Origin of the sequence: Streptomyces sp. NPDC059850 (genome assembly GCF_042731515.1) — a bacterium.
In the GTDB taxonomy this organism is placed as follows: domain Bacteria; phylum Actinomycetota; class Actinomycetes; order Streptomycetales; family Streptomycetaceae; genus Streptomyces.
The window spans coordinates 51,381-75,050 of sequence record NZ_JBHWJI010000038.1 but is presented as its reverse complement, the minus strand read 5'-3'; the positions used below and the strand labels follow the sequence as shown (position 1 = coordinate 75,050).

Genomic DNA, 23,670 nt, shown 5'->3' with positions numbered 1-23,670 from the left:
TTCCGGTCGGCGACCCGGTCGGCCGCCGGAGGAGGGGGTGCCCTGGGGACTGGATGCGGGGGTTGCAGAATTCCTGCACGCCGCCTGCGGTGCCGAACGAGCTGATCACAGGGTCAAGGACGTGCGCCCGCCACGCACCCGTGCGCCTCTGTCCGCAACCCCCGACTTCACGGCAAAAGTGAAGTGAGTGCCGTACGAACGTGCGCGGGCCGCCGGAACGGCGGGAAGAAGCACACCCATCGGGGGCCGTCGGTGAAACTTCTTGCTCTGGGACCCCTCGAACTATGGCATCGCGAGCGCCGCCACACGCTCGGTTCGGTGAAAGAGCGCTGTGTGCTCGCCGTGCTGGTCCACGCCCGTGGCGAGCCGGTCACCGCGGACACGCTGATGGAGCGGGTCTGGGACGGTGAGCCGCCGCCGAGCGGCCTGGACACGCTGCAGAGTTATCTGTCCCGGATACGCGGACGGCTCGGCGAGGCCATCGGGGACCGGGCCGGGGTCGAGCGGCCGTCCCCCCGGCTGTACCGGCTGCGGGCCGCTCCTGAGGACATCGATCTGCTGTGCTTCCAGCGGCTGCGCAACGAGGCGGGCGCGGCGGGAGCGCGCGGCGAGCGGGAACGGGCCGTGGGGCTGCTGCGGGCCGCCGAGGAGCTGTGGCGGGGCGAGCCGCTGACGGAGTTCACCGGGGCCTGGGCGGCGGCGGCCCGCACCCGGCTGGTCGAGGACCACCGGCGGGTACGGGAGCAACGCATCAGGCTACAGCTGGAGTTGGGGCAGCACGCGGATCTCATCGGCGAGCTGCGCGAGCTGGCCGCGCAGAACCCGTACGCCCAGAAGGTGATCGCCTCCCTGATGCTGGCGCTCTACCGCTGCGGACGGGACGACGAGGCGCTCATGGTCTACCGGGACACCCGGCGGCTGCTGCGCAAGGAGCAGGGCATCGAACCCGGGGCGGAACTGCGCGAACTGCATCAGCGCATCCTCGATCAGGACCGTGCTCTGATGGACGCCGACAGCCCGGCAGCGCCCCCGATGGCGCCCCCCATGGCGCCATCGGGGGCGCCCCCGGCGGTGCGCGAGCCCGGCAACACCCTTCCGCGTGACGTCCGGGAGTTCACCGGGCGGACGAGCGAACTGCGCATCCTGCTGGCCGCCTGTGCCGCCACCCCGGCCGCCGGGGACGACGGGGACGACGGCTGGCTGCCCCTCACCCTCATCCACGGCATGCCCGGCGTCGGCAAAACCGCGCTCGCCATCCGCGCCGCGAACGGGCTGAGCGGCGCGTATCCGGCCGGGCAGTTCTACGTGGACCTCCACGCCTACGGCGGACAGCAGCCCTGCGACCCCGCCGAGGCGCTCGCGGTCCTGCTGCACGCCTCCGGCGCGCCCGGCCCGCTCCCCGACTCGCTCGACGGGCGCGCGGCCCGGTGGCGGGCCTGGACCGCGCGCCACCGGGTGCTCGTCATCCTCGACAACGCCCGGGACGCCGCCCAGGTCGGCCCGCTGCTGCCGGGCTCCCCCGACTGCCGCGCGATCGTCACCAGCCGCAACCGGCTGGTCGGGCTGAACGGCGCCACCTCGCTCCATCTGGACGTCCTCTCCGAAGCGGAGGCCGTCGCGCTCTTCACCCGGATCGCGGGCCCCGCCCGGCTCGCCGCCGCCCCTTCCGCCTCCGACGCCGAGGCGCTGCGGCAGGTGGTCGCCGCGTGCGGCTGCCACCCCCTTGCCGTCCAGCTGCTCGCCAGCCGCTTCCGGCACCGGGACGCCTGGGATCTGCACCACCTCCTCGACCTGCTGGCGGAGGCCACCGACCCGCTGGACGAGTTCGACCTCGCGGTGGCGTCGGCCTTCCAGCTCTCGTACGCCGAACTCACCGCCCCCGCCCAGCGGTTGTTCCGCAGGCTCGCCCTGCACACCGGCCCCGACATCACCCTCCGCGCGGCCACCGCGCTCGCCGGAACGGACCCCGCGCGGATCCGGCGGGTGGTCGAAGAGCTGCTGGACAGCCATTTGCTGGAGGAATCCGTATGCGACCGCTACCGGTTCCATGACCTCGGCCGCGCGTTCGGCCTCCAGATATGCGCCCGGGAGGAGCCCGCATCCGCCCGCCACGAGGCCGTCGAGCGGCTGCTCGGCTACCACCTCACCGCCGCACACCGCGCCGACCGCCTCGTCCATCCGCACCGTCGGCCCCCGCCGCCCGGTCCGCTCCAGGAGTCCCCGTACGCGCCCGAGTTCGCCGACGCCGACGAGGCGGTCGTGTGGCTCACCCTGGAGCGCGCCAACCTGCTGGCCGCGGCCCGCACCGCGCCCGGCCGGTCCCCTTCGTACGCCGCCCTCTTCCCGCACATCCTCGCCAACGCGCTGAAGACCTGGGGGACATGGGACATCGCCACCGAGCTGTACGGCGCCGCCCTGACCGTCCTGCGCACCCGCGACGACCGGCCCGCCCTCGCCAGAACCCTGGTGGAACGCGCGGAGGTGCTGGCCCAGAAGCGCCACGACGAGGCCCAGGGCTGCGCCACCGAAGCCCTGATCCTCTTCCGTGGCCTCGGCGACCCGCACGGCTGCGCCGACGCGCTCCTCCAGTCCGGGCGCGCCCATCTCGCCGCGGGCCACGGCGAGACGGCCCTGCGGGTCCTGGACCGGGCCATCGCCCGCTACCGGCAGGTCGGCGACCGAGGCGGGGAGGCGGACTGCCTCAACATCCAGGGCGCGGCGCTGCACTTCGCGGGCCGGTACGGCGAGGCGCTGGAGCGGGTACGGGTCATGCTCAGCGTCCACGAAGCGCTCGGCAACCTCCCCGGGCAGGCCAAGGCGCTCAACAACCTGGGCGAGCTGCAGTTCCTCCAGGGGCGCTACGACGACGCCCGCGAACACTACGAACGCTCCCTCGTCCTCGTGCGGCAGTTCGGCGGCCGTCAGGAGCTGGCCATCCTCGACACCAACCTCGGCGCCGTCCACCAGGCCACCGGGAACACCGCCCTGGCGCTGCGGTGTTTCCGGCGCGCCCTGGAGAGCCACCGGGCGGGCGGGGACACCCTCGGCGAGGCGAACGTGCTGATCAGCATCGGGACCGCGTACGCCGAAAACGGCCGCACGGACGAGGCGTTGCGCCACTTCGCCCTGGCGGAGCGGGCGGCCCGCAGCATCGACAACGCGTACGAACGGCAGCGGGCGCTCATCGGCACGGCCGACGCCCACCACCGCTCGGGCCACCTCGCCACCGCCACGGAGGTCTACCGGCAGGCGCTGGCCCTGGCCGAGGACACCGGCTTCCCGCTCGGCCGCGCCCACGCGCTCGCGGGCCTGGCCCGCACCGCGCTGTCCGCCGCCGACGGGGAGAGCGCCCGCCACCACGGCGGGCGGGCGATCACCCTGTACGAACGCCTGGGAGCGAGCGCCGAGGCGGAGCGGTTGCGGGGTCTTCTCGGCTCACCACATCCACTGCAAGGGTGCGGCTGAAGCCGCCGACGCAAGTGTCATGACGAATACGACCGCGGTAGCCATGACGACGGAAACGCGCCTTGCACTGCTCACAAGACCCCTCTGCGGGAGCGGAGTTACAGGGACAGGAAACCCTTGATCACCAAGCGCGCCTGACCATACACCCCGATTGCAGTAGTCTCGAAGCGGCATATGCCCAGGTCAAGTGCCCTTTCGCCACACCATCGCCACCGACACCGGGTGGTGGCGGAATCGCTCCCACTTCGGCTTGACCGCGAGCCACCGCTCGTCCACCACGCCCTCCCGCATCTCGGCGAGTGTCCAGCCCGCGCCCAGGCCCGCCGTGATGTGGTCGCTGAGCAAGTGGACATGGGTGCTGATGGCCACCGACTCACCGGTGTCGCTGGTGAAGTGGGTCGGCATGCCCGTCGTCATGATGAAGTGCGGGTGGAACGCCACCACCACGCACGCCGCGCCGGGCTCCGCGATGCGCCAGGCCTCGTCGTAGAACGGGCGCAGCTCGGGCAGGTGTTCGTCGATGAGCGAGGCGATGACCAGGTCGTACGCGCCCGCGTCGAGGCCGGTGGCGCGGACGTCGCCCTCGGTGAGGCGGTCGTGGGCGCCACGTGCGCGGGCGCGGGCGAGCATTTCGGGGGTGAGGTCGACGCCGTCGATGGTGGCGGCCACTCCGTTGCGGCGCAGCCAGGCGGCGGTGCGGCCGGTGCCGCAGCCGAGGTCGGCGGCGCGGCGGACGGAGGGCCAGCGGGGTTCGGTGAGGTCGTCGAGGAGGGCGAGGTCCATCACGTCCTCGACGGTCTGCTCGTAGGTCTCGACCCACTGTCCATAGCCGGTGGCGACGTCGACCATGCGGTATCCGCGGGTGTCGAAGTCGGAGAAGTGAACCATGCGCCGCAGTATCGGCGACCGCCGATACGGGGCGCGACGGGTTTTACACCGGGGGTGCCCCGTCCCGCGTGGCGCCGTCCTCCGCGGCGCTGACCTCGGGGTGGCGGGGTTCCGGGTGCCTGGCCTCGGGGTTCCGCACCTCGGCGGGCTGGGGCTCGGGGGACTTGGGGTCGGAGGACTTGGGGTCGGGAGCCTCCGCCCGCTTCGGCTCGCGCTTGCCGGGGTGGTGCAGCCGACTCCGTATGTCCGCGTGGGGCAGGAACTGGGCCCAGCGCTCGGGGAACTCCGACGGCGGGCTGATCTCGGCAGAGCCGTCGTCGGCCGTGCGCTGGTCCCGGGCGCGCTCGAAGGCGGCCTGTTCCCGGGTCCAGGCCGCCCGCTGGGCGCGGCCCGCGGCGGTGGCCACCGAGGGCCACACCCGGTCGATCGCGGCGTTGACGGCCGCGCCGACGAGCACGGCGAAGGCGGACACACCGATCCACAGCAGGACGGCGACGGGCGCCGCCAGCGAACCGTAGATCGTCGGACCCTCCACGGTGTGGATGAGGTAGAGCCGCAGAAAGAAGCTGCCGAGCACCCACATGGTGAGCGCCACGAGCGCCCCCGGGATGTCCTCCCGCCACGCCGAGCGCACCGGCACCGACACGTGGTAGAGCGTGGTGAGGAAGGCGACGGACAGCAGGATCACGGTGGGCCAGTACAGGAACCGGACGAGGGTGGCGCTGGACGGCACCAGGTCCACGAAGGTCTCCGGGCCGATGACCATCAGCGGCAGCGCCACCGCCCCGATGATGAGGGCCACCAGGTAGAGGAGGAAGGCGAGCAGCCGGGTCTGGACGATCCCGCGGCGCCCCTCCAGCCCGTACATGATGGTGATGGTGTCCACGAACACGTTCACCGCGCGCGAGCCGGACCACAGGGCGATGCCGAAGCCCAGCGAGATGACGTCGGGGCGGCCGCCCTCTATGACGTCGTCCAGGAGCGGCCGGGCGATCTCCTTGACGCCCTGGTCGGAGAGCACGGTGCCCGACGCGTCGAGGATGTTCTGCCGGATGGTGGCGACCGTACCGGTGTCGGTCCACGCGTCGAAGTAGCCGAGCAGCCCGATGAGGCCGAGCAGCAGCGGCGGCAGCGACAGCAGGGTGAAGAAGGCGGCCTCGGCGGCTAGGCCGGTGACCCGGTACTCCATGCAGGAGTTGATGGTGTCCTTGAGGAGCAGCCAGGCCATCCTGCGCTTGGACACATTGCGGTACATGGCGCGGGCCTTGTTCAGCCGCCCGGACGGCTTGGGGATGTCTTCTGCTGGCTGCACGCCCCAACCGTATCCGTCACGTACGGCGCGGCCTGCACGCTCACCGGCGCACACGGCAGGAACGCGTCGGCGGAGGCGTCGGCGGAGGGGACGCCGCGCCGACTCGGCACCGCCCTCCGCCCGCTGCGGACAGTGTCCGCGCCCGGCGCGCCGGAGGGCAAAGGTTGCGTCGCGTTGCACGGCAGGCCTGCCATACCTGTCACGCCGCATCCATGGTTGGCTTTCCCCATGACCATCGACGTGACCACCTGGTCCCTGGAGCAGACCGCGGCCGCCGACGTCAGCCCGGCGCGGGAGCCCGGGGCCGGGGCGGGGGTGCGGATCGTCCGGGCCGAGGTGCCGAGCCCGGCGTTCAGCCGCTTCCTCTACACGGCGGTCGGCGCGGACAACGACTGGACCGACCGGCTGGAGTGGTCGCACGAGCGGTGGCTGGAGTTCCTGGACCGGCCCGGGACGGAGACGTGGGTCGCGTACGAGCGCGGCACCCCGGCCGGGTACATCGAGCTGGACCCGCAGGACGCGGGCGTCGTGGAGATCTCGTACTTCGGGTTGCTGCCCGCCTTCCGGGGCCGCCGCATCGGCGGGCACCTGCTGACCTGGGGCGCCCGCCGCGCCTGGGACCTGGCCGAGCGCTGGCCCGGCAGGCCGCCGACCAAGCGGCTGTGGGTCCACACGTGCAGCAAGGACGGGCCGTACGCGCTCGACAACTACCGCCGCCGGGGCTTTAAGGTCTTCGACGTCACGACCGAAGCCGAGGTCGCGACCGGGGCGGAGGGGTGACCAACGCCACACCATCCCACAGAACGAGACCAAGACGTCCGGATAGTGGACAACGGTGGACTCGCCGAAGATGCGCGTGCCACGCTTCCCTCATGTCTCGAGCTGGAATTGCCTTGGTGAGTCGACGCCACGTCGACCTCGGCCGCATGTCCAGCGCGATCTGTCCGGCGAGCTGACGCACTCAGCAGGGCGCACCCAGCAGGGCCCGTACCGGCCCCCGGACAGCCCCCACCGCACTTCCCGCCGCCCCCGATGACGTGGGCGAGCGCGCACGCCTCGACACTTTCCCCGTCGTAATCCACCCGCACCGGTATTCGCCGCAGCGCCGTGCCCGCCTGCGCTCCTGCGCAGGTCAGAGCGTGCGCGCGAGATCATCCGCCGCACCGAGCCGCTCAGAAGGACACCACCGCCATGCCCGCCACACCGGAACGCGCAGCAGCCACGCCCCGCCGCAAGGCCGGACGCCATCGCGGCGAAGGCCAGTGGGCCGCGGGTCACTTCACCCCGCTCAACGGCAACGAGCAGACCAAGAAGGACGACGACGGTCTCAATGTGCGGACACGCATTGAGACGATCTACGCCCATCGTGGTTTCGACTCCATCGACGGCGCCGATCTGCGCGGCCGGATGCGCTGGTGGGGTCTGTACACCCAGCGCAAGCCCGGGATCGACGGCGGCAAGACCGCCATCCTGGAGCCGGAGGAGCTGGACGACGAGCACTTCATGATGCGGGTCCGGATCGACGGCGGGCGGCTGACCACCGAGCAGCTGCGGGTCGTCGGCGAGATCTCGCAGGAGTTCGCGCGCGGCACCGCCGACATCACCGACCGGCAGAACGTCCAGTACCACTGGATCCGGATCGAGGACGTGCCCGAGATCTGGAAGCGGCTGGAAGCGGTCGGCCTGTCCACCACCGAGGCGTGCGGCGACACCCCCCGCGTGATCATCGGCTCCCCGGTCGCCGGGATCGCCGAGGACGAGATCATCGACGGCACCCCCGCCATCGACGAGATCCACCGGCGCTACATCGGCAGCAAGGAGTTCTCCAACCTGCCGCGCAAGTTCAAGACCGCGGTCTCCGGCTCCCCGGTGCTCGACGTCGTGCACGAGATCAACGACGTCGCGTTCGTCGGCGTGAACCACCCCGAGCACGGCCCCGGCTTCGACCTGTGGGTCGGCGGCGGGCTGTCCACCAACCCCAAGATCGGCGTCCGGCTCGGCGCCTGGGTGCCGCTGGAGGACGTCCCGGAGGTCTGGGCCGGAGTCGTCGGGATCTTCCGCGACTACGGCTACCGGCGGCTGCGCACCCGCGCCCGGCTGAAGTTCCTGGTCGCCGACTGGGGCCCCGAGAAGTTCCGCCAGGTGCTGGAGGACGAGTACCTGAAGCGCCCGCTGTCCGACGGCCCGGCGCCCGCCGATCCCGTCCAGCGGTGGCGTGACCACATCGGCGTCCACCGCCAGCAGGACGGCCGCTTCTACGTCGGCTTCGCCCCGCGCGTCGGCCGGGTGGACGGCACCACCCTCACCAAGATCGCCGACCTGGCCGAGGCCCATGGCTCCGGGCGGCTGACCACCACCGTCGAGCAGAAGATGATCGTGCTCGATGTGGCCGAGGACCAGGTCGAGTCGCTGGTCTCCGGGCTGGAGGCGCTGGACCTCCAGGTCAAGCCGTCCCCGTTCCGGCGCGGCACGATGGCCTGCACCGGCATCGAGTTCTGCAAGCTCGCGATCGTCGAGACCAAGGGGCGCGGCTCCTGGCTCATCGACGAGCTGGAGCGGCGGCTGCCCGAGTTCAACGAGCCGCTCACCATCAATCTCAACGGCTGCCCGAACGCCTGCGCCCGCATCCAGGTCGCGGACATCGGCCTCAAGGGCCAGCTGGTCATGGACGACAACGGCGAGCAGGTCGAGGGCTACCAGGTGCACCTGGGCGGCGCGCTGGGCCTGGAGCCGGGCTTCGGCCGCAAGGTGCGCGGTCTGAAGGTGACCGCCGACGAACTGCCCGACTACGTCGAGCGCGTCCTGCGCCGCTTCGAGGAGGAGCGCGAGGAAGGCGAGCGGTTCGCCACCTGGGCCGGTCGCGCCAGTGAGGATGCTCTCAAATGAGCGAGCGCGCCGCGCCGTTCTACTGCCCGTACTGCGGGGACGAGGACCTGCGGCCCTCCGAAGAGGGTCACGGGTCCTGGGAATGCGCGTCCTGCAATCGGGCGTTCCGTCTGGCGTTCCTCGGGCTGCTCGCCAAGGGCTTGCGGCGCGACCGAGCCGGAGAAGGGGACACAGCGATATGACCCAGCTTCAGCAGCACACCGACCTCGAAGCGCTCGCCACCCAGGCGGGCCGCGACCTTGAGGACGCCCCGGCGCTCGACATCCTGCGCTGGGCGGCCGACACGTTCGGGCCGCGGTTCTGCGTCACCTCCTCGATGGAGGACGCGGTGGTGGCCCACCTCGCCTCCCGGGTGTTCCCCGGTGTCGACGTGGTGTTCCTCGACACCGGGTACCACTTCCCGGAGACCATCGGCACCCGGGACGCGGTGGCGGCCGTGATGGACGTCAACGTCATCAGCCTGACGCCGCGTCAGACGGTGGCCGAGCAGGACGCCGAGCACGGACCGAAGCTGCACGACCGGAACCCCGACCTGTGCTGCGCGCTGCGCAAGGTACAACCCCTTGAGGAGGGGTTGAAGGCGTACGACGCGTGGGCCACCGGACTGCGCCGCGACGAGTCCCCGTCCCGCGCCGGCACACCGGTCGTGAGCTGGGACAACCGACGGCAAAAGGTGAAGATATCGCCGATAGCGCGCTGGACTCAGACGGACGTGGACACGTACGTCGCCGAACAGGGTGTACTGACCAACCCCCTGCTCATGGACGGATATCCTTCCGTCGGCTGCGCGCCCTGCACCCGTCGGGTGCTGGAGGGCGAGGACGCCCGGTCGGGCCGCTGGGCGGGGAGCAACAAGACGGAATGCGGACTGCACGGCTGATGGCTGTCGACCAGGAGAACGAGATGAGCGCGCCGATACACACCGGGGCCACCGTGTGGCTGACCGGTCTGCCGAGCGCCGGAAAGACGACGATCGCGTACGCGCTCGCGGAGCGGCTGCGCAGCGAGGGCCACCGGGTGGAGGTGCTGGACGGCGACGAGATACGCGAGTTCCTCTCCGCCGGGCTGGGCTTCTCGCGCGAGGACCGGCACACCAATGTGCAGCGGATCGGCTTCGTGGCCGAGCTGCTGGCCTCCAACGGGGTCAAGGTGCTGGTGCCGGTGATCGCGCCGTTCGCGGACAGCCGGGAGGCGGTGCGCAAGCGCCACCAGACCGAGGGCACCGCGTACGTCGAGGTGCATGTCGCGACGCCGGTCGAGGTGTGCTCCGAGCGCGACGTCAAGGGGCTGTACGCGAAGCAGGCGGCGGGCGAGATCAAGGGGCTGACCGGGGTGGACGACCCGTACGAGGCCCCGGCCGACCCGGACCTGCGGATCGCGGCACACGAGCAGGGCGTACAGGAGTCGGCAGCCGCACTCCGGACACTTCTGAGCGAGAGGGGACTGGCATGACGACCGTGGCTCCGATCAATGGAACCGGGTCCGGTTCGGACGAGGGCGACCTCTACGCGCTCTCCCACCTGGACGCACTGGAATCCGAGGCGGTGCACATCTTCCGCGAGGTGGCGGGGGAGTTCGAGCGGCCGGTGATCCTGTTCTCCGGCGGCAAGGACTCCATCGTCATGCTGCACCTGGCGCTCAAGGCCTTCGCGCCCGCGCCGGTGCCGTTCTCGCTGCTGCACGTGGACACCGGGCACAACTTCCCCGAGGTCATCGAGTACCGGGACCGCACCGTCGCCGAGCACGGGCTGCGGCTGCACGTGGCGTCGGTGCAGGAGTTCATCGACGACGGGCGGCTGCGCGAGCGCCCGGACGGCACCCGCAACCCGCTGCAGACCGTACCGCTGCTGGACGCCATCGAGAAGAACCGCTTCGACGCGGTCTTCGGCGGCGGCCGCCGGGACGAGGAGAAGGCGCGCGCCAAGGAGCGGGTGTTCTCGCTGCGGGACGAGTTCGGCGGCTGGGACCCGCGCCGTCAGCGCCCCGAGCTGTGGCAGCTGTACAACGGCCGCCACTCCCCCGGTGAGCACGTCCGCGTGTTCCCGCTGTCCAACTGGACCGAGCTGGACGTGTGGCAGTACATCGAGCGCGAGAAGATCGAGCTTCCGCAGATCTACTACGCGCACGAGCGCGAGGTGTTCCGGCGCAGCGGCATGTGGCTGGCCCCCGGTGACTGGGGCGGCCCGAAGGACGACGAGACGGTGGAGCGGGTCCAGGTGCGCTACCGCACGGTGGGCGACATGTCCTGCACCGGTGCCGTCGAGTCGGACGCGGTCACGATCGAGCAGGTCATCGACGAGATCGCCGCGTCCCGGCTGACCGAGCGGGGCGCGACGCGCGCCGACGACAAGCTGTCGGAAGCCGCGATGGAGGACCGGAAGCGCGAGGGGTACTTCTAGCCATGACGAGCAATCTCAGTGCCGAGGAACAGGCCGTGGTGACCGCGGTGGAGCAGTCCGCGGCCTCCTCCCAGCTGCGCTTCGCGACCGCCGGTTCGGTGGACGACGGTAAGTCGACCCTGGTCGGGCGGCTGCTGCACGACTCCAAGTCGGTTCTGGCCGACCAGCTGGAGGCGGTCGAGCACGCGTCCCGCAGCCGTGGTCAGGAGGCGCCGGACCTGGCGCTGCTGACCGACGGGCTGCGGGCGGAGCGCGAGCAGGGCATCACCATCGATGTCGCGTACCGCTACTTCGCCACCCCGCGGCGGCGGTTCATCCTCGCCGACACCCCGGGCCATGTGCAGTACACCCGCAACATGGTCACCGGCGCCTCCACCGCGGAGCTGGCGGTCGTCCTGGTGGACGCGCGCAACGGCGTGGTGGAGCAGACCCGGCGGCACGCCGCGGTGGCCGCGCTGCTGCGGGTCCCGCATGTGGTCCTCGCCGTCAACAAGATGGACCTGGTGGACTACGCGGAGCCGGTGTTCGCCGCGATAGCCGAGGAGTTCACGACGTACGCGGCCTCGCTGGGCGTCCCCGAGATCACCGCGATCCCGATCTCGGCGCTGGCCGGGGACAACGTGGTGACCGCGTCCGCGAACATGGACTGGTACGGCGGCCCGACCGTCCTGGAGCACCTGGAGACGGTGCCGGTGGGCATCGACCCGTCGCAGGACCCGGCGCGCTTCCCGGTGCAGTTCGTGATCCGTCCGCAGAGCGCCGAGCACCCCGACTACCGCGGCTACGCGGGCCAGGTGGCCTCCGGTGTGCTGCGGGTCGGGGACGAGGTGACGGTGCTGCCGTCCGGCCGTACGAGCACCATCACCGAGATCGACGCGCTGGGCCAGTCCGCCGACCTGGCCTGGGCGCCGCAGTCGGTGACGATCCGGCTCGCCGACGACCTCGACATCTCGCGCGGTGACGTCCTCGCCCCGAGCGCCCACGCGCCCGCCCCCACCCAGGACGTCGAGGCGACCGTCTGCCACCTCCACGACCAGCCGCTGCGGGTCGGGGACCGGGTGCTGCTCAAGCACACCACCCGGACCGTGAAGGCGATCGTCAAGGACATCCCGTCCCGGCTGACGCTGGCCGATCTGTCGCACCACCCGGCGCCGGGCGAGCTGGCCGCCAACGACATCGGCCGGGTCGTCCTGCGGACGTCGGAGCCGCTGGCGCTGGACGCGTACGCCGCCTCCCGCCGCACCGGGTCCTTCCTGCTGATCGACCCGGCGGACGGCACGACGCTGACCGCGGGCATGGCGGGCGACTCGTTCGCCGAGCAGGCACCGGCGGCGGACGGCGAGGCCACGGGCGACGACGAGGGCTGGGACTTCTGACGATGGCCGGTGAGGTGTTCTCGACGTTCGCGAAGGAGGGCGGCCGCGTAGGCAGCGGCGCCCTGGGCAGTGGCCAGGGCGGAGTCGGGCGATGTGTGCGCTGACGCGCGCCCTCCCCGCTCCCTCGCACCACTCCCCCCGAAGACCGTCTGAACTGCCGGGCGTCCCCTGACATCGGGCCGCCCGGCCCTCCGAGAGGAACACCTCCCGTGCCGTCTGCCGCTCCCCGCGCGATATCCCGGTCGCGCCGCCGTACCACCCGCCTGCTGGCGGCCTTCGCCGTCCTCCCGCTGCTGATCGGCTCGCTCGGCGCCTGCGGCTACGGTTCGAAGAAGGTTGACGACGGTCCGAAGGTCGAGGCGAAGGGCAAGAAGGTCGACGGCCTCGACGACGTGAAGATCGGCTACTTCGCCAACGTCACCCACGCCACCCCGATGGTCGACCGCCAGGAAGGTCTGATCCAGAAGGAGCTGGGCGGCACGAAGGTCAAGCCGTTCATCTTCAACGCGGGCCCCTCCGAGATCGAGGCGCTCAACGCGAAGTCCATCGACATCGGCTGGATCGGCCCGTCCCCCGCCATCAACGGCTACACCAAGTCCGGCGGCCAGAACCTCAAGATCATCTCGGGTTCGACGTCCGGTGGCGTATCGCTCGTGGTCAACCCGGACAAGATCAAGTCCGTCGATGACCTCAAGGGCAAGACCATCGCGACGCCGCAGAAGGGCAACACGCAGGACGTGGCCCTTCTCAACTACCTTGCCGAGAAGGGCTACAAGGTCGACCCGCAGACCGGCAAGGGCGATGTGAACGTCCTCCGGCAGGACAACAAGGAAATCCCGACGACCTTCAAGACGGGCGGTATCGACGGCGCGTGGGTGCCCGAGCCGACCGCGTCCAAGATCGTCTCGCAGGGCGGCAAGGAGCTGCTGGACGAGAAGAAGCTGTGGAAGGACGGCAAGTTCGTCATCACGAACATGATCGTCTCCAAGCAGTTCCTCAAGGAGCACCCGAAGGTCGTCGAGGCCGTGCTGCGCGGCTCGGTGAAGACCAACGACTGGATCAAGGCCAACCCGGACAAGGCCGCCCAGGACATCAACGCATCGCTGAAGCAGATCAGCGGCAGCGATCTGCCCCCCAACGTGCTCGACCCGGCGTTCAAGAACATCGACGTCACCAATGACCCGCTGGCCTCGACGCTCCAGGACGAGGCGCGGCACGCCGTCAAGGCGGGCCTGCTGGAGAACCCCCGGCTGAAGGACATCTACGACCTCACGCTGCTCAACAAGGTTCTCAAGGCCCAGGGCAAGCCGGAGGTCGACTCCGCCGGGCTCGGCAGCAAGTAGGGCCCGGAAACCTTGGGTCCCGTCAGCAAACCCAGTCCTCAGGAGGTGACGGCCATGACCGCTACGCTCACCCAGAAGCCCGTCGAGAAGAATGGCACGGGTACCTATGCCGCGCGTTTTGACCACGTGTCGAAGTCGTTCGGCCGCCCCGGCGCGCAGCAGCTGGTGCTGGACGACATCACGCTCGATGTCGCCCCAGGCGAGTTCGTCTGTCTCCTGGGCGCCTCGGGGTGTGGCAAGTCCACGCTCCTCAATCTCGTCGCCGGTCTCGACAAGCCGTCCGGCGGCAGCATCGACGTACCCGGCGGACGCCCCGCCCTGATGTTCCAGGAGCACGCGCTCTTCCCGTGGCTCACCGCGGGCAAGAACATCGAACTCGCGCTGCGCATGCGCGGGGTGCCGCGCGCCGAGCGGCGCGACGAGGCCGAGCGGCTGCTGGAGCTGGTGCGCCTGAAGGGCGCGTACGGCAAGCGGGTGCACGAGCTGTCCGGCGGTATGCGGCAGCGGGTCGCGATGGCCCGCGCGCTCGCGCAGGACAGCCGGCTGCTGCTGATGGACGAGCCGTTCGCCGCGCTCGACGCCATCACCCGCGACGTGCTGCACGACGAGCTGACCCGCATCTGGAGGGAGACCAACCTCTCCGTCCTCTTCGTCACGCACAACGTGCGCGAGGCGGTCCGGCTCGCCCAGCGCGTGGTCCTGATGTCCTCCCGGCCCGGCCGCGTCGCCCGCGAGTGGGACGTCGAGATGCCGCAGCCGCGCCGGATCGAGGACGCGGCCGTCGCCGACCTGTCCGTCGAAATCACCGAACAGCTCCGTGGGGAGATCCGCCGACATGGCCAGCACTGAGGCTCAGCAGGACGCCTCCGTAAAGACCCCGGCCGCCGCCGAGGACGCCCCCGACCAGCTGGCGGGGCTCGAAGCGGGCCTGGACGCCCTGGAGACCCGGACCAAGGACCGGGTGCCGGTCAGCCGGATCCTGCTCGACAAGGTGCTGCCGCCGGTCGTCGCCATCGTGATCGTGCTGGGGCTGTGGCAGCTCGCCTACGTCCTGGAGCTGAAGCCGCACTACCAGCTGCCCAGCCCGGTCGACGTCGGCCACTCGCTGCGGGAGAAGTGGCTGGACGGCACGCTGCTGGGCTACGTGTGGAACAGCATCTCGCGTGGCGCCCTCGGCTTCGCCGCGTCGCTGGTCATCGGCACACCGCTGGGCCTGCTGGTCGCGCGCGTGAAGTTCGTACGAGCGGCCATCGGCCCGATCCTGTCCGGGCTGCAGTCGCTTCCCTCGGTGGCCTGGGTGCCGGCCGCGATCATCTGGTTCGGGCTGACCGACTCCACCATCTACGCGGTGGTGCTGCTCGGCGCGGTCCCCTCCATCGCCAACGGCCTGGTCTCCGGCGTCGACCGGATCCCGCCGCTGTACCTGCGCGCGGGCCGTACGATCGGCGCCACCGGCATCGCCGGGATCCGGCACATCCTGCTCCCGGCCGCGCTGCCCGGCTACATCGCGGGGCTCAAGCAGGGCTGGGCGTTCTCCTGGCGCTCCCTGATGGCCGCCGAACTCATCGCGACCTCCCCCGACCTGGGCACCGGTCTCGGGCAGCTCCTCGACCAGGCCCGCGTCGACCAGGACATGTCCCTCGTGCTCGCCGCGATCCTGCTCATCCTCATCGTCGGCATCGGCATCGAGCTGCTGATCTTCGCGCCCATCGAGCGCCGGGTGCTGCGCAGCCGGGGCCTGCTGGCGAACGCGCCCTGAACCACCCCGGAACGGACCACGCCATGTCTCCCCCGACCCTCCTCGTCGTCGCCCACGGCAGCCGCGATCCCCGCCACGCGGCGACCGTCGGCGCGCTGTGTGCGCGCGTGCGGTCGCTGCGGCCGGGGCTGCGCGTCGAACCGTCCTTCCTGGAGTTCAACGCACCACGGGTGGGCCAGGTCGTGGACCGGCTCGCCGCGGAGGGGGCGGACGAGGTCGTCGCCCTCCCCCTCCTGCTGACCCGCGCCTTCCACGCGAAGGCCGACATCCCGGCGGTCCTGCGCGAGGCCACGGCCCGCCACCCCCGCCTGACCGTCCGCCAGGCCGAGGTCCTGGGGCCCTCCCCGCTGCTCGTGGACGCCCTGGAACGGCGGCTGCGCGAGGCCGGGCTGAGCCCCGCCGACCGGCACCGGACCGGCATCGTCCTGGCCTCGGCGGGCTCCACCGACCCGGAGGCGATCGCGGTGATCGCTGAAATCGCGCGGGAGTGGCGGCACACCGGTTGGTGCGCCGTGCGACCCGCGTTCGCCTCCGCTTCCCTGCCCCGCACCGAGGACGCGGTGCGCGCCCTGCGCGCCGAGGGCGTCGAACGGGTGGCCGTGGCCCCGTACGTCATCGCCCCCGGCCGCCTCCCCGACCGCATCGCGCACGGCGCGGAGGCAGCGGGCGCGGACACCCTGGCCGCCGTCCTCGGCCCGGCCCCCGAGCTGGCCCGCCTGCTGCTGACCCGCTACGACGAGGCGCGCGCGGCGCGGCGGGTCCTGCTGACGGCCTAGGACACGGCGCTCCTCCGGGACCTGCAGTCCGGCTCGTGTCGCGAGGTCTGCCGCGGAATGAACACCGGCTCGGCCGCGGGCTGCCCGTACAAGGTACGCAGGGCGGCGAGGGCGACCTCGCCTCCGACCACCAAGGCCGCCGAGGGCCGGTCCGCGATACGCCGTAACTCTTGCAGAACATCCGCGAGGGGCTGACGCCGCGACCTCACCATGCGCTTCTCCGCACCGGCCTTGTCGTCCACTGTCAAAAGGGCCGCGCACCCCGCCAGGGTGTCGAGGCAGTGGTACTCACCGCTGGTGAGGGAGAGCCGGAGGTGATGTACCGGTTCGTCCGCCGTGGGGTCGATGAGCAGTGGTGCCCCGTCCTCGTCTCTCGGGAAGAGGCCACCTTTGGCGTGCGAGTTGCAGAAGGAACACCCGAGAAGGTGGTTGTACCAGTCGAACACTCGGCGAGGGGCGTGATGCCGATCGTGCGCTCGCGCGAGCAGTGTGACCGTCTGGTCGTCGAGCGACGGCCGCCGCAATGCGTCCGCGCGATCGGAGTAGGGCGAGTCGACTCCGAAGAGGTCGGAGAGGACCGCGTCGTCCCCGCTGCCGTACACGACCGGCTGGTACAGCTCGTCGCGCCCTCATGGCCTACGGAGTCCCTCAGCCGTCTCCTCATCTTTTGGAGGCTCTGGTCGCGTTCCGTCTGCGTCACCGTCCGCGTGGTCCCGTTCACCGCAGAGGGATTCGGAGGTGCCGGGAACTCCCTGCTCTACGCATACGGTCCAGTACCGAGGCTCGATACCGTGCAGGTCGATGTGTTGCACGGCCCGATCCTGCTGGATGCCGACTCGCAGGTGGCACGGTATCGCGCGCTTCTCGACAAAGCCCTGACCTTCGCTCTTTCGGCAGGACGGTGAGATACGGCTTCGCGAGAGCGACACCCCCGCTGCGGCCATTTCCGTCGCCCCTGCCTGGCTGGGAAGCTTCATACGCGCCTGCAAGGCAGGCGCGTTCGACCACCTGGCCGGGTAGCCGCTAGCGTCGGCGGGCCGATGTGGCCGCCGCGTGCACCGCGGCTATGAGCCGCCCGTTCTCCGGGGCGGCGCCGCCCGGGAAGGCGAAGCGGCGGCGGTTGTAGCCGTAGGCGAGGCCATTGCGGGGGTCGGCGAATGCTTGGGAGCCGGCGGCGCCGCTGTGGCCGAAGGCGCCCTGGCCCAGGAGCGGGTAGACGTCGCCCGTGGCGGAGAAACCAAGGCCAAATGCCTTGTGGGCGCGCGACACCAGGTCGTAGCCGATCGAGTGGATCTGTGCGAACGCGGCCGCCGTGTCCGGCTTGAGGAGGGGTGCCCTGCCGTCGAGTTCACTGATCGCCGCCGCGTACATCCCGGCCAGGCCGCGCGCGGAGGCGACACCGCCGACGGAGGCGGGGCCCTTGGCGCGTATGACGCGGACGTTGGGCAGGGCTTCGAGGTCGGGCGCCTGAGGGTGGTTGCGGTTGAAGGCGATGCCGGTCACGCTCCGCGGGCCGGTCTCGGCGGCGTCGAGCTGGGCCTGCTGCTCGGGAGTGGGGAGCATGGGCAGCGTGGTGAGGAAGCGTGGCTCGTGCTCCTCGGGCAGCCCGAGGAAGAAGTCGAGGTCATGACGGGAACGGACCCGGTCCTCGAACAGCTCCTGGATGCTCTGTCCGGTGACACGGCGCACCACCTCGCCGGTGAGCGCCCCGATGCCCAGAGCGTGGTAGCCGAAGGCGGTGCCCGGGCGCCAGTACGGGGCCTGGGCGGCGAGGCGTTCGGCGATGACCCGGTCGTCGGCGAGTTCCTCCAGGAGGAAGCCGGAGTCGGCGCCGACCACTCCGGCGCGGTGGGAGAGCAGATCGCGCAGGGTGATGTCCCGTTTCCCTTCGGCGGCGAACTCCGGCCAGTAGTGGCTCACGCGCTGGTCCAGGTCCAGGACGCCGTCCTGGACCAGCAGGGCCACCACCAGGTGGGCGGCCCCCTTGGTGGAGGAGAACACCCCGGTCAGGGAGTCACCCGTGATCTCGGGCCCGGTCCACAGGTCCACGACCCGCTCGCCGCCCAGGTAGGCGACCAATTGGGCGGCGTAGTCGCCGCCCTCCTCCGCCGCCACGGCACCGAATTCCCGCCGCACGGATTCAAAGCCCTCGGAGACAGTTCCCTGCGGCGTGTTCTTCTCGTCCGGCACCGGTGCTCCTCCATCGCCATGGGTCGTCGACGTCGCCTCGGAACCCCGGCCGCACACCGGGTATTCCCCCCTGCCGTCCGCGGGCTCAGCTGAAGTCGAGGCCGCCGGTGCGGGTGCGCTTCAGCTCGAAGAAGTCCGGGTAGCCCGCGAGCAGTCGCGCGCCGTCGAAGATCCGTACGGCGTCCTCGCCTCGGGGGATCGAGGAGAGGACCGGGCCGAAGAAGGCCACCCCGTCGATGTGGAGGGTGGGGGTGCCGACGTCCTCGCCGACCGGGTCCATGCCCTCGTGGTGGCTCTTGCGGAGGGCGTCGTCGTACGCGGTGGAGTGGGCGGCCTCGGCCAGGTCGGCGGGCAGGCCCAGCTCGGCGAGGGCCTCCTCGATCACGGTCCGGCGGTCCGGGCGCTCTTCCGTGCCCGCGGTGTGGAGGCGGGTGCCCATGGCCGTGTAGAGGTCCCGCAGCACCTCCTCCCCGTGCTGCTGGGCGGCAGCGACGCAGACGCGGACCGGGCCCCAGCCCTTGGCCACCAGTTCCTGGTACCGCTCCGGCAGATCCTCCCGGCCCTCGTTGAGGACGGACAGGCTCATCACCCGGAAGCGGAGGTCGAGGGCGCGGTGGCGCTCGACCTCCAGGATCCAGCGGGAGGTGATCCAGGCGAACGGGCAGACGGGGTCGAAGTAGAAGTCGACCTTGGTGGGGGTGTCGGTGTGGGAAGTCGTCATGGCCGGGAGCCTAATCCGCCACTGGCCTCCGGCCGAGGGACAATCCGCCGCCGATCGCGTGGGCCATTTCAGCCTTCGGGGTAGAAGACGAAGAGGGTGCAGCCGGTGGTGGTCTGCGGGATGTGCGAGGAACCGGCCGGGGCGTGGATGAAGGTGCCCGCGGGGTAGTCGCGGTGGCCGTCGTTGAAGGTGCCGGAGACGACGAAGACCTCCTCGGGGCCGGGTTCGTGGACGTCCAGGCCCTCCCAGGTGCTGCCCGGGTCCAGTTCCACGACGTAGGCCTTCGCACCGTTGTCGCCGGCCCACAGGGGGCGCAGCCGGATGCCCGGGAACAGCTCCTTCACCGGCGCGTCCTCGACCGCCGCCCATACGTATCCGTCCGTGATGTTCATGCCGCTCAGGCTGCCACGGCGGATCAACGGGCCCAAGACGTCAGCCAGTTGCTTCCGGTACCCGGTTGACGCGACCGACCGCCGCGCCCAGTGGGGTGGACGCGGCGGCCGGGTGTGTCAGGTGCTGTCAGGTGCGTCTTATGAGACTTACTCGACGACCTTCAGCAGCTTGTTCGGGGTGCCCTCGCTCGGGTTGGAGATCTTGTCGGCGGTGGCACCGTCGGTGAGCGCCTTCGCCACGTCGGCGGGCTTGGCGTCCTGGTGGCCGCTCAGGTAGACGGCGGCGGCGCCCACGACGTGCGGGGTGGCCATCGACGTACCGGAGATGGTGTTGGTTGCGTCGTCGCCGGTGTTCCAGTCGGAGGTGATGTCCGAGCCGGGGGCGTAGATGTCGACGACCTTGCCGAAGTTGGAGAAGTCGGACTGCTCGTCGGCGTCGGTGCTGGAGGCGACGGTGATCGCGTCCTCGACCCGGGCGGGCGAACTCCCGCTCGCGTCGGCGGACTCGTTGCCCGCCGCGACACCGAAGGTGACACCGGAGTCGATGGCCTTCTGCACGGCCGCGTCCAGGGCCTCGTCCGGGGTGCCGCCGAGGCTCATGTTGGCGACGGACGGGCCCTTGTGGTTCTTGGTGACCCAGTCGATACCGGCCACGACCTGCTCGGTCGTGCCCGAACCCTGGTCGTCCAGGACTCTGACGCCCACGACCTTGGCCTTCTTGGCCACGCCGTGGTCGGTACCGGCGATGGTGCCCGCGACATGGGTGCCGTGGCCGTTGCCGTCGTCGGCGTCATCGTCGTTGTCGATGGCGTCGAAGCCGGAGGTGACGCGGCCGTCGAAGTCCTTGTGCGTGGCGCGGACACCGGTGTCGATGACGTACGCCGTGACACCCTCACCCGCGCTGTCCGGGTAGGTGTACTTCTTGTCGCCCTTGGTGTCGTCCTGGTCGATCCGGTCCAGGCCCCAGGACGGCGGGTCCGCCTGGGTGGTCTTGATGGAGTACCGGTGGTTCTGGACGACCTTGGCCACCGACGGGTCGGCGGCCAGCCGCTTGGCCTCGGTCTCGCTGAGGCTGGTGGCGGAGAAGCCGTTGACGGCCGAGTCGTAGCTGCGGCTCACCTTGCCGCCGTACTGCTCGGCCAGGTCCTTGCCCTCGGCGGCGGCCTTGACGGTCTGTCCGCCCTTGAGCATGACGATGTAGCTGCCGTCGACGGCGTTCGTGGCCTGGGTTCCGTAGACGGTGCCCTCGGCGGGCTTCGCGGTGGCGGCCCCGGCCGGGACGGCCACGAAGGCACCGGCGGTGACGGCACCCGCCGCAGCTATCGCCAGAGTGAGTCGACGCGCGTTGCGCTGCTTGTGTACTGCCATGACGAGGGATCCTCCTCGTGCGGTTGTGGGGGGATTTCACGCACGCGTGCTTTCGCACACGGTCGCGATGGCACCGGAGTGTGTTCGGATCACTCCGAGCTGAGACGAAACCCTGGCGGATCGAACCGGGCAATTCAAGATCCTGGTCCATGTGTGACATATGCAACGTCATCGTGGCCCGATCACGACAAGTCCCTTTACCTGTAAGGGGCTTGGAACCGGGAGGGTAGGGCTAGCCCCCTCCCCGGGGTGGAGACCGCCGCCCCCCGTATCACCGGCCAGCAGGATGGGCCCGGACACACCCGCGCCCTAGCGTCGTCCCAAGGTCGCGGCATGGGGTCGCCACCATGGAAAAAGGGGACGTCGTGGGGGACACAGGACGACTGGACAGGCCACGGGGGCTGGCCGCCCGTGCGGGCGGCTGGAGCGCCCGGCACCGCTGGACGGCGGTCGGAGGCTGGCTGTTGCTGGTCGTCCTCGCGCTGGCCGTGGGGTCGATGACGGGCCGGGTCGATTCGACCAGCAGTGAGGAGCGTCCGGGCGAGTCCGGGCAGGTCGTGAAGATTCTGGACGATGCGGGCATCGTCGAACCGGCCGGGGAAACCGTCCTGATCCAGTCGAAGGACGGCGAAGTGAGCGCGGACGACCCGGAGTTCCGGGGCGCGGTCGACGCGGTGCTGTCCGCGGTGCGCGGCACCGGTGAGGCCACCGAGGTGGAGTCCCCGTACGCGACGAAGGCGATCTCGGCCGACCGGCGGTCCGCGCTGGTCCGGTTCGACCTGCGCGGCGACGCGGAGTCCGCGCCGGACCGTATCCAGCCCGTGCTGGACGCGGTGGAGAAGACGCAGCGGGACCATCAGGCCCTGCGGATCGAGGAGTTCGGCGACGCGAGCGGGGACAAGGCGTTCGACGACGCGTTCGGCTCCGACTTCGCGCAGGCGGAGTACTCGGCGGTGCCGGTGGCGCTCGGCATCCTGCTGATCGCTTTCGGCGCGCTGGTGGCCGCGCTGCTGCCGGTGGCGCTCGCGATGACCGCGTTCCTGGCCACCACCGGTCTGGTGGCGGTGGTCAGCCACTGGATGCCCATGAACGACACCGCCAACTCGGTGATGCTGCTGGTGGGTCTGGCCGTCGGCGTCGACTACTGCCTGTTCTACCTGCGCCGGGAGCGCGAGGAGCGGGCCGCCGGGCGGGACGCCGAGACCGCGCTGCGGATCGCGGCGGCGACCTCCGGCCGGGCCATCCTGGTCTCCGGTGTCACGGTCATCGTGGCGATGGCGGGCATGCTCTTCACCGGCCTCACCGAATTCCAGGCGATGGGTCTCGCCACCCTGATGGTGGTGGCCGTGGCCATGGTCGGCTCGGTGACGGTGCTGCCCGCGCTGCTCTCGCTGCTGGGCGAGCGGGTCGAGAAGGGCAAGCTGCCGTTCGTGTCCCGCGCCAAGCGGAAGGGCAACGGCGAGAGCCGGGTGTGGCGCGCGGTCCTCGGCCGGGTGCTGCACAGGCCGAAGCTGTCGCTGGCGCTGGCCGGTGGCGCGCTGATCGCCATCGCCGCTCCGGCGGTCAGCATGAACACCGCGAACCTGACGCTGGACCAGGAGTTCGGCGACTCCATGCCGATCGTCCAGGCGTACCGGCACATGGACAAGGCGTTCCCCGGCGGCCCTGACCCGGCCCAGGTCGTGGTCAAGGCCGAGGACATCGACGCCGCGCCGGTACGTGGCGCCATCGCCCGCTTCCGTACCGAGGCCGTCGCCAAGGGCGCCTCCACGGGCCCGGTCACGGTGGCCTTCCACGAGAAGCGGAACCTGGCGATCGTGTCGGTCCCGCTGACCGGCGGCTCGGACGAGGGCAGGGCCGAGAAGAGCCTGAACATCCTGCGGGACGAGGTGCGTCCGGCGACGCTCGGCACGGTGGACGGGGTGGACGCGCCGATCGGCGGCTCCGTCGCCGCCAACAAGGACTTCAACGACAAGCTCGGCTCGGCGATCGCGCCGGTCTTCGCCTTCGTCGTCGTGTTCGCCTTCCTGCTGATGCTGATGTCGTTCCGGTCGCTGACCATCGCCGTCACCTCCATCGTGCTCAACCTGCTGTCGGTGGGCGCCGCGTACGGCATCCTCACCGCCGTCTTCCAGCACGGCTGGGGCGCGGGGCTGGTCGGGGCGGAGGGCGTCGGCGCGATCGTGTCGTGGCTGCCGCTGTTCCTCTTCGTGATCCTGTTCGGGCTGAGCATGGACTACCACGTGTTCGTGGTCTCCCGGATCCGCGAGGCGCGGCTGGCCGGGCGCACCACGCGGGACGCGGTGGTGCACGGCGTGGTCACCACGGCGGGCGTGGTCACCAGCGCCGCCGTCATCATGGTCGCGGTGTTCGCCATCTTCGGAACGCTGTCGATGCAGTCCATGAAGCAGATGGGCGTGGGGCTGGCGGCCGCCGTCCTCATCGACGCCACCGTGATCCGCGGGGTGCTGCTGCCCGCCGTGATGGCCTTGCTGGGCGAGCGGAACTGGTACCTGCCGAAGTGGCTGCGGTGGCTGCCCGACCTGACCCACGACGAGGCGGCGCTCGCCACACCGCCCGCCCCCGTCCCGGTGGGTGCGGTGCCCGGCGCGGACCTGGACGACCGCCACCGGCACGCCGGGGTCTGACGCCCTCGCTCCTTCCGTCTTCCGTGACCTGAACCTGAACCGGCCGCGCGGCTTCCTCATGAGCCGCGCGGCCGGGTCCGTGGGGCGGTGGCGGGTCTGCCGGGAAAACCCGTTGCGGCCCGCGCCGGCCCGTCCGTACGGTGCCGG

At 71.0% G+C, this 23,670-nt stretch carries 22 protein-coding genes; 15 read left to right on the top strand and 7 right to left on the bottom strand.

The window, feature by feature from the left end:
- Window positions 1-318: 318 nt before the first annotated feature.
- Window positions 319-3,465, top strand: coding sequence for a BTAD domain-containing putative transcriptional regulator (locus ACFV9T_RS28015; protein WP_385445045.1), 3,147 nt, complete (start codon window positions 319-321; stop codon window positions 3,463-3,465).
- A 183-nt stretch (window positions 3,466-3,648) separates the two neighbouring features.
- Here ACFV9T_RS28015 and ACFV9T_RS28010 read toward each other — a convergent pair whose 3' ends face one another.
- Together ACFV9T_RS28010 and ACFV9T_RS28005 are read right to left on the bottom strand one after the other, a co-directional pair.
- A complete protein-coding gene (locus ACFV9T_RS28010) occupies window positions 3,649-4,353 on the bottom strand; it encodes a class I SAM-dependent DNA methyltransferase (RefSeq protein WP_385445043.1) in 705 nt (234 codons plus the stop codon).
- 43 nt (window positions 4,354-4,396) lie between these two features.
- Window positions 4,397-5,665 carry a YihY/virulence factor BrkB family protein gene (locus ACFV9T_RS28005; protein WP_385445041.1) on the bottom strand — a complete coding sequence of 423 codons (1,269 nt, stop codon included), beginning with the start codon at window positions 5,663-5,665 and terminating at the stop codon, window positions 4,397-4,399.
- A 228-nt stretch (window positions 5,666-5,893) separates the two neighbouring features.
- Between ACFV9T_RS28005 and ACFV9T_RS28000 the strand changes: the two genes are divergently transcribed.
- The 12 genes from ACFV9T_RS28000 (at window position 5,894) to ACFV9T_RS27945 (ending at window position 16,204) form a co-directional block, all read left to right on the top strand.
- Window positions 5,894-6,445, top strand: a complete 552-nt coding sequence (locus ACFV9T_RS28000; protein ID WP_385445040.1) for a GNAT family N-acetyltransferase — start codon at window positions 5,894-5,896, stop codon at window positions 6,443-6,445.
- Between the two features lie 92 nt (window positions 6,446-6,537).
- A complete protein-coding gene (locus tag ACFV9T_RS27995) occupies window positions 6,538-6,621 on the top strand; it encodes a putative leader peptide (RefSeq protein ID WP_313879519.1) in 84 nt (27 codons plus the stop codon).
- Between the two features lie 235 nt (window positions 6,622-6,856).
- Complete coding sequence (locus tag ACFV9T_RS27990; protein ID WP_385445038.1) at window positions 6,857-8,551, top strand: nitrite/sulfite reductase; 1,695 nt, start codon at window positions 6,857-6,859, stop codon at window positions 8,549-8,551.
- A complete protein-coding gene (locus tag ACFV9T_RS27985; protein WP_385445037.1) occupies window positions 8,548-8,733 on the top strand; it encodes a hypothetical protein in 186 nt (61 codons plus the stop codon). Before ACFV9T_RS27990 ends, ACFV9T_RS27985 begins: the two co-directional genes overlap by 4 nt.
- Window positions 8,730-9,431 carry a phosphoadenylyl-sulfate reductase gene (locus ACFV9T_RS27980; RefSeq protein WP_385445036.1) on the top strand — a complete coding sequence of 234 codons (702 nt, stop codon included), beginning with the start codon at window positions 8,730-8,732 and terminating at the stop codon, window positions 9,429-9,431. Before ACFV9T_RS27985 ends, ACFV9T_RS27980 begins: the two co-directional genes overlap by 4 nt.
- The gene (gene cysC / locus ACFV9T_RS27975; protein WP_385445034.1) at window positions 9,431-10,003 is read left to right on the top strand and encodes an adenylyl-sulfate kinase; all 573 of its coding nucleotides are present in this window, start codon (window positions 9,431-9,433) and stop codon (window positions 10,001-10,003) included. The genes ACFV9T_RS27980 and cysC overlap by 1 nt, the downstream gene beginning before the upstream one ends.
- Entirely contained in the window at window positions 10,000-10,950 is a 951-nt protein-coding gene (cysD, locus tag ACFV9T_RS27970) for a sulfate adenylyltransferase subunit CysD (protein WP_385445032.1), read from the top strand. Before cysC ends, cysD begins: the two co-directional genes overlap by 4 nt.
- Window positions 10,951-10,952: 2 nt before the next feature.
- On the top strand, window positions 10,953-12,326 hold the full coding sequence (locus ACFV9T_RS27965; protein ID WP_385445030.1) for a sulfate adenylyltransferase subunit 1: 1,374 nt from the start codon (window positions 10,953-10,955) through the stop codon (window positions 12,324-12,326).
- A gap of 209 nt (window positions 12,327-12,535) precedes the next feature.
- Window positions 12,536-13,669: an aliphatic sulfonate ABC transporter substrate-binding protein gene (locus tag ACFV9T_RS27960; protein ID WP_385445028.1), complete on the top strand. Its 1,134-nt coding sequence runs from the start codon at window positions 12,536-12,538 to the stop codon at window positions 13,667-13,669.
- A 54-nt stretch (window positions 13,670-13,723) separates the two neighbouring features.
- Complete coding sequence (locus ACFV9T_RS27955) at window positions 13,724-14,518, top strand: ABC transporter ATP-binding protein (RefSeq protein WP_385445026.1); 795 nt, start codon at window positions 13,724-13,726, stop codon at window positions 14,516-14,518.
- Window positions 14,505-15,428, top strand: coding sequence for an ABC transporter permease (locus ACFV9T_RS27950; protein WP_385445024.1), 924 nt, complete (start codon window positions 14,505-14,507; stop codon window positions 15,426-15,428). The genes ACFV9T_RS27955 and ACFV9T_RS27950 overlap by 14 nt, the downstream gene beginning before the upstream one ends.
- Window positions 15,429-15,451: 23 nt before the next feature.
- A complete protein-coding gene (locus ACFV9T_RS27945; protein ID WP_385445023.1) occupies window positions 15,452-16,204 on the top strand; it encodes a sirohydrochlorin chelatase in 753 nt (250 codons plus the stop codon).
- Here ACFV9T_RS27945 and ACFV9T_RS27940 read toward each other — a convergent pair.
- Window positions 16,201-16,806: a hypothetical protein gene (locus ACFV9T_RS27940; protein ID WP_385445083.1), complete on the bottom strand. Its 606-nt coding sequence runs from the start codon at window positions 16,804-16,806 to the stop codon at window positions 16,201-16,203. The two genes, ACFV9T_RS27945 and ACFV9T_RS27940, sit on opposite strands and share 4 nt — an antisense overlap.
- Window positions 16,807-16,911: 105 nt before the next feature.
- Between ACFV9T_RS27940 and ACFV9T_RS27935 the strand changes: the two genes are divergently transcribed.
- Window positions 16,912-17,109 carry a Scr1 family TA system antitoxin-like transcriptional regulator gene (locus tag ACFV9T_RS27935; RefSeq protein WP_385445081.1) on the top strand — a complete coding sequence of 66 codons (198 nt, stop codon included), beginning with the start codon at window positions 16,912-16,914 and terminating at the stop codon, window positions 17,107-17,109.
- A gap of 118 nt (window positions 17,110-17,227) precedes the next feature.
- On the opposite strand, the gene ACFV9T_RS27930 is transcribed toward ACFV9T_RS27935, so the two are convergent.
- The 4 genes from ACFV9T_RS27930 to ACFV9T_RS27915 form a co-directional block, all read right to left on the bottom strand.
- Window positions 17,228-18,394, bottom strand: a complete 1,167-nt coding sequence (locus tag ACFV9T_RS27930) for a serine hydrolase domain-containing protein (RefSeq protein WP_385445021.1) — start codon at window positions 18,392-18,394, stop codon at window positions 17,228-17,230.
- Between the two features lie 85 nt (window positions 18,395-18,479).
- A complete protein-coding gene (locus ACFV9T_RS27925) occupies window positions 18,480-19,115 on the bottom strand; it encodes a disulfide bond formation protein DsbA (protein WP_385445019.1) in 636 nt (211 codons plus the stop codon).
- Window positions 19,116-19,183: 68 nt separating this feature from the next.
- Window positions 19,184-19,507 (bottom strand): cupin domain-containing protein, encoded by a 324-nt coding sequence (locus ACFV9T_RS27920; RefSeq protein WP_385445017.1) that lies wholly within the window; start codon window positions 19,505-19,507, stop codon window positions 19,184-19,186.
- Window positions 19,508-19,654: 147 nt separating this feature from the next.
- On the bottom strand, window positions 19,655-20,875 hold the full coding sequence (locus tag ACFV9T_RS27915; protein WP_385445015.1) for a S8 family peptidase: 1,221 nt from the start codon (window positions 20,873-20,875) through the stop codon (window positions 19,655-19,657).
- A gap of 347 nt (window positions 20,876-21,222) precedes the next feature.
- On the opposite strand from ACFV9T_RS27915, the gene ACFV9T_RS27910 reads away from it, so the two are divergent.
- A complete protein-coding gene (locus tag ACFV9T_RS27910) occupies window positions 21,223-23,523 on the top strand; it encodes an MMPL family transporter (RefSeq protein WP_385445013.1) in 2,301 nt (766 codons plus the stop codon).
- The last annotated feature ends 147 nt before the right edge of the window (window positions 23,524-23,670 follow it).

Bases quoted from the DNA above. Each gene is read 5' to 3' on its own strand.
- ACFV9T_RS27925 (WP_385445019.1), bottom strand. From the start codon at position 19,115: ATGACGACTTCCCACACCGACACCCCCACCAAGGTCGACTTCTACTTC.
- ACFV9T_RS27980 (WP_385445036.1), top strand. From the start codon at position 8,730: ATGACCCAGCTTCAGCAGCACACCGACCTCGAAGCGCTCGCCACCCAG.
- ACFV9T_RS27965 (WP_385445030.1), top strand. From the start codon at position 10,953: ATGACGAGCAATCTCAGTGCCGAGGAACAGGCCGTGGTGACCGCGGTG.
- ACFV9T_RS27945 (WP_385445023.1), top strand. From the start codon at position 15,452: ATGTCTCCCCCGACCCTCCTCGTCGTCGCCCACGGCAGCCGCGATCCC.
- ACFV9T_RS28000 (WP_385445040.1), top strand. From the start codon at position 5,894: ATGACCATCGACGTGACCACCTGGTCCCTGGAGCAGACCGCGGCCGCC.
- ACFV9T_RS27915 (WP_385445015.1), bottom strand. From the start codon at position 20,875: ATGGCAGTACACAAGCAGCGCAACGCGCGTCGACTCACTCTGGCGATA.
- ACFV9T_RS27950 (WP_385445024.1), top strand. From the start codon at position 14,505: ATGGCCAGCACTGAGGCTCAGCAGGACGCCTCCGTAAAGACCCCGGCC.
- cysD (WP_385445032.1), top strand. From the start codon at position 10,000: ATGACGACCGTGGCTCCGATCAATGGAACCGGGTCCGGTTCGGACGAG.
- ACFV9T_RS27985 (WP_385445037.1), top strand. From the start codon at position 8,548: ATGAGCGAGCGCGCCGCGCCGTTCTACTGCCCGTACTGCGGGGACGAG.
- ACFV9T_RS27910 (WP_385445013.1), top strand. From the start codon at position 21,223: ATGGAAAAAGGGGACGTCGTGGGGGACACAGGACGACTGGACAGGCCA.
- ACFV9T_RS28010 (WP_385445043.1), bottom strand. From the start codon at position 4,353: ATGGTTCACTTCTCCGACTTCGACACCCGCGGATACCGCATGGTCGAC.
- ACFV9T_RS27920 (WP_385445017.1), bottom strand. From the start codon at position 19,507: ATGAACATCACGGACGGATACGTATGGGCGGCGGTCGAGGACGCGCCG.
- ACFV9T_RS27990 (WP_385445038.1), top strand. From the start codon at position 6,857: ATGCCCGCCACACCGGAACGCGCAGCAGCCACGCCCCGCCGCAAGGCC.
- cysC (WP_385445034.1), top strand. From the start codon at position 9,431: ATGGCTGTCGACCAGGAGAACGAGATGAGCGCGCCGATACACACCGGG.
- ACFV9T_RS27955 (WP_385445026.1), top strand. From the start codon at position 13,724: ATGACCGCTACGCTCACCCAGAAGCCCGTCGAGAAGAATGGCACGGGT.
- ACFV9T_RS27995 (WP_313879519.1), top strand. From the start codon at position 6,538: ATGTCTCGAGCTGGAATTGCCTTGGTGAGTCGACGCCACGTCGACCTC.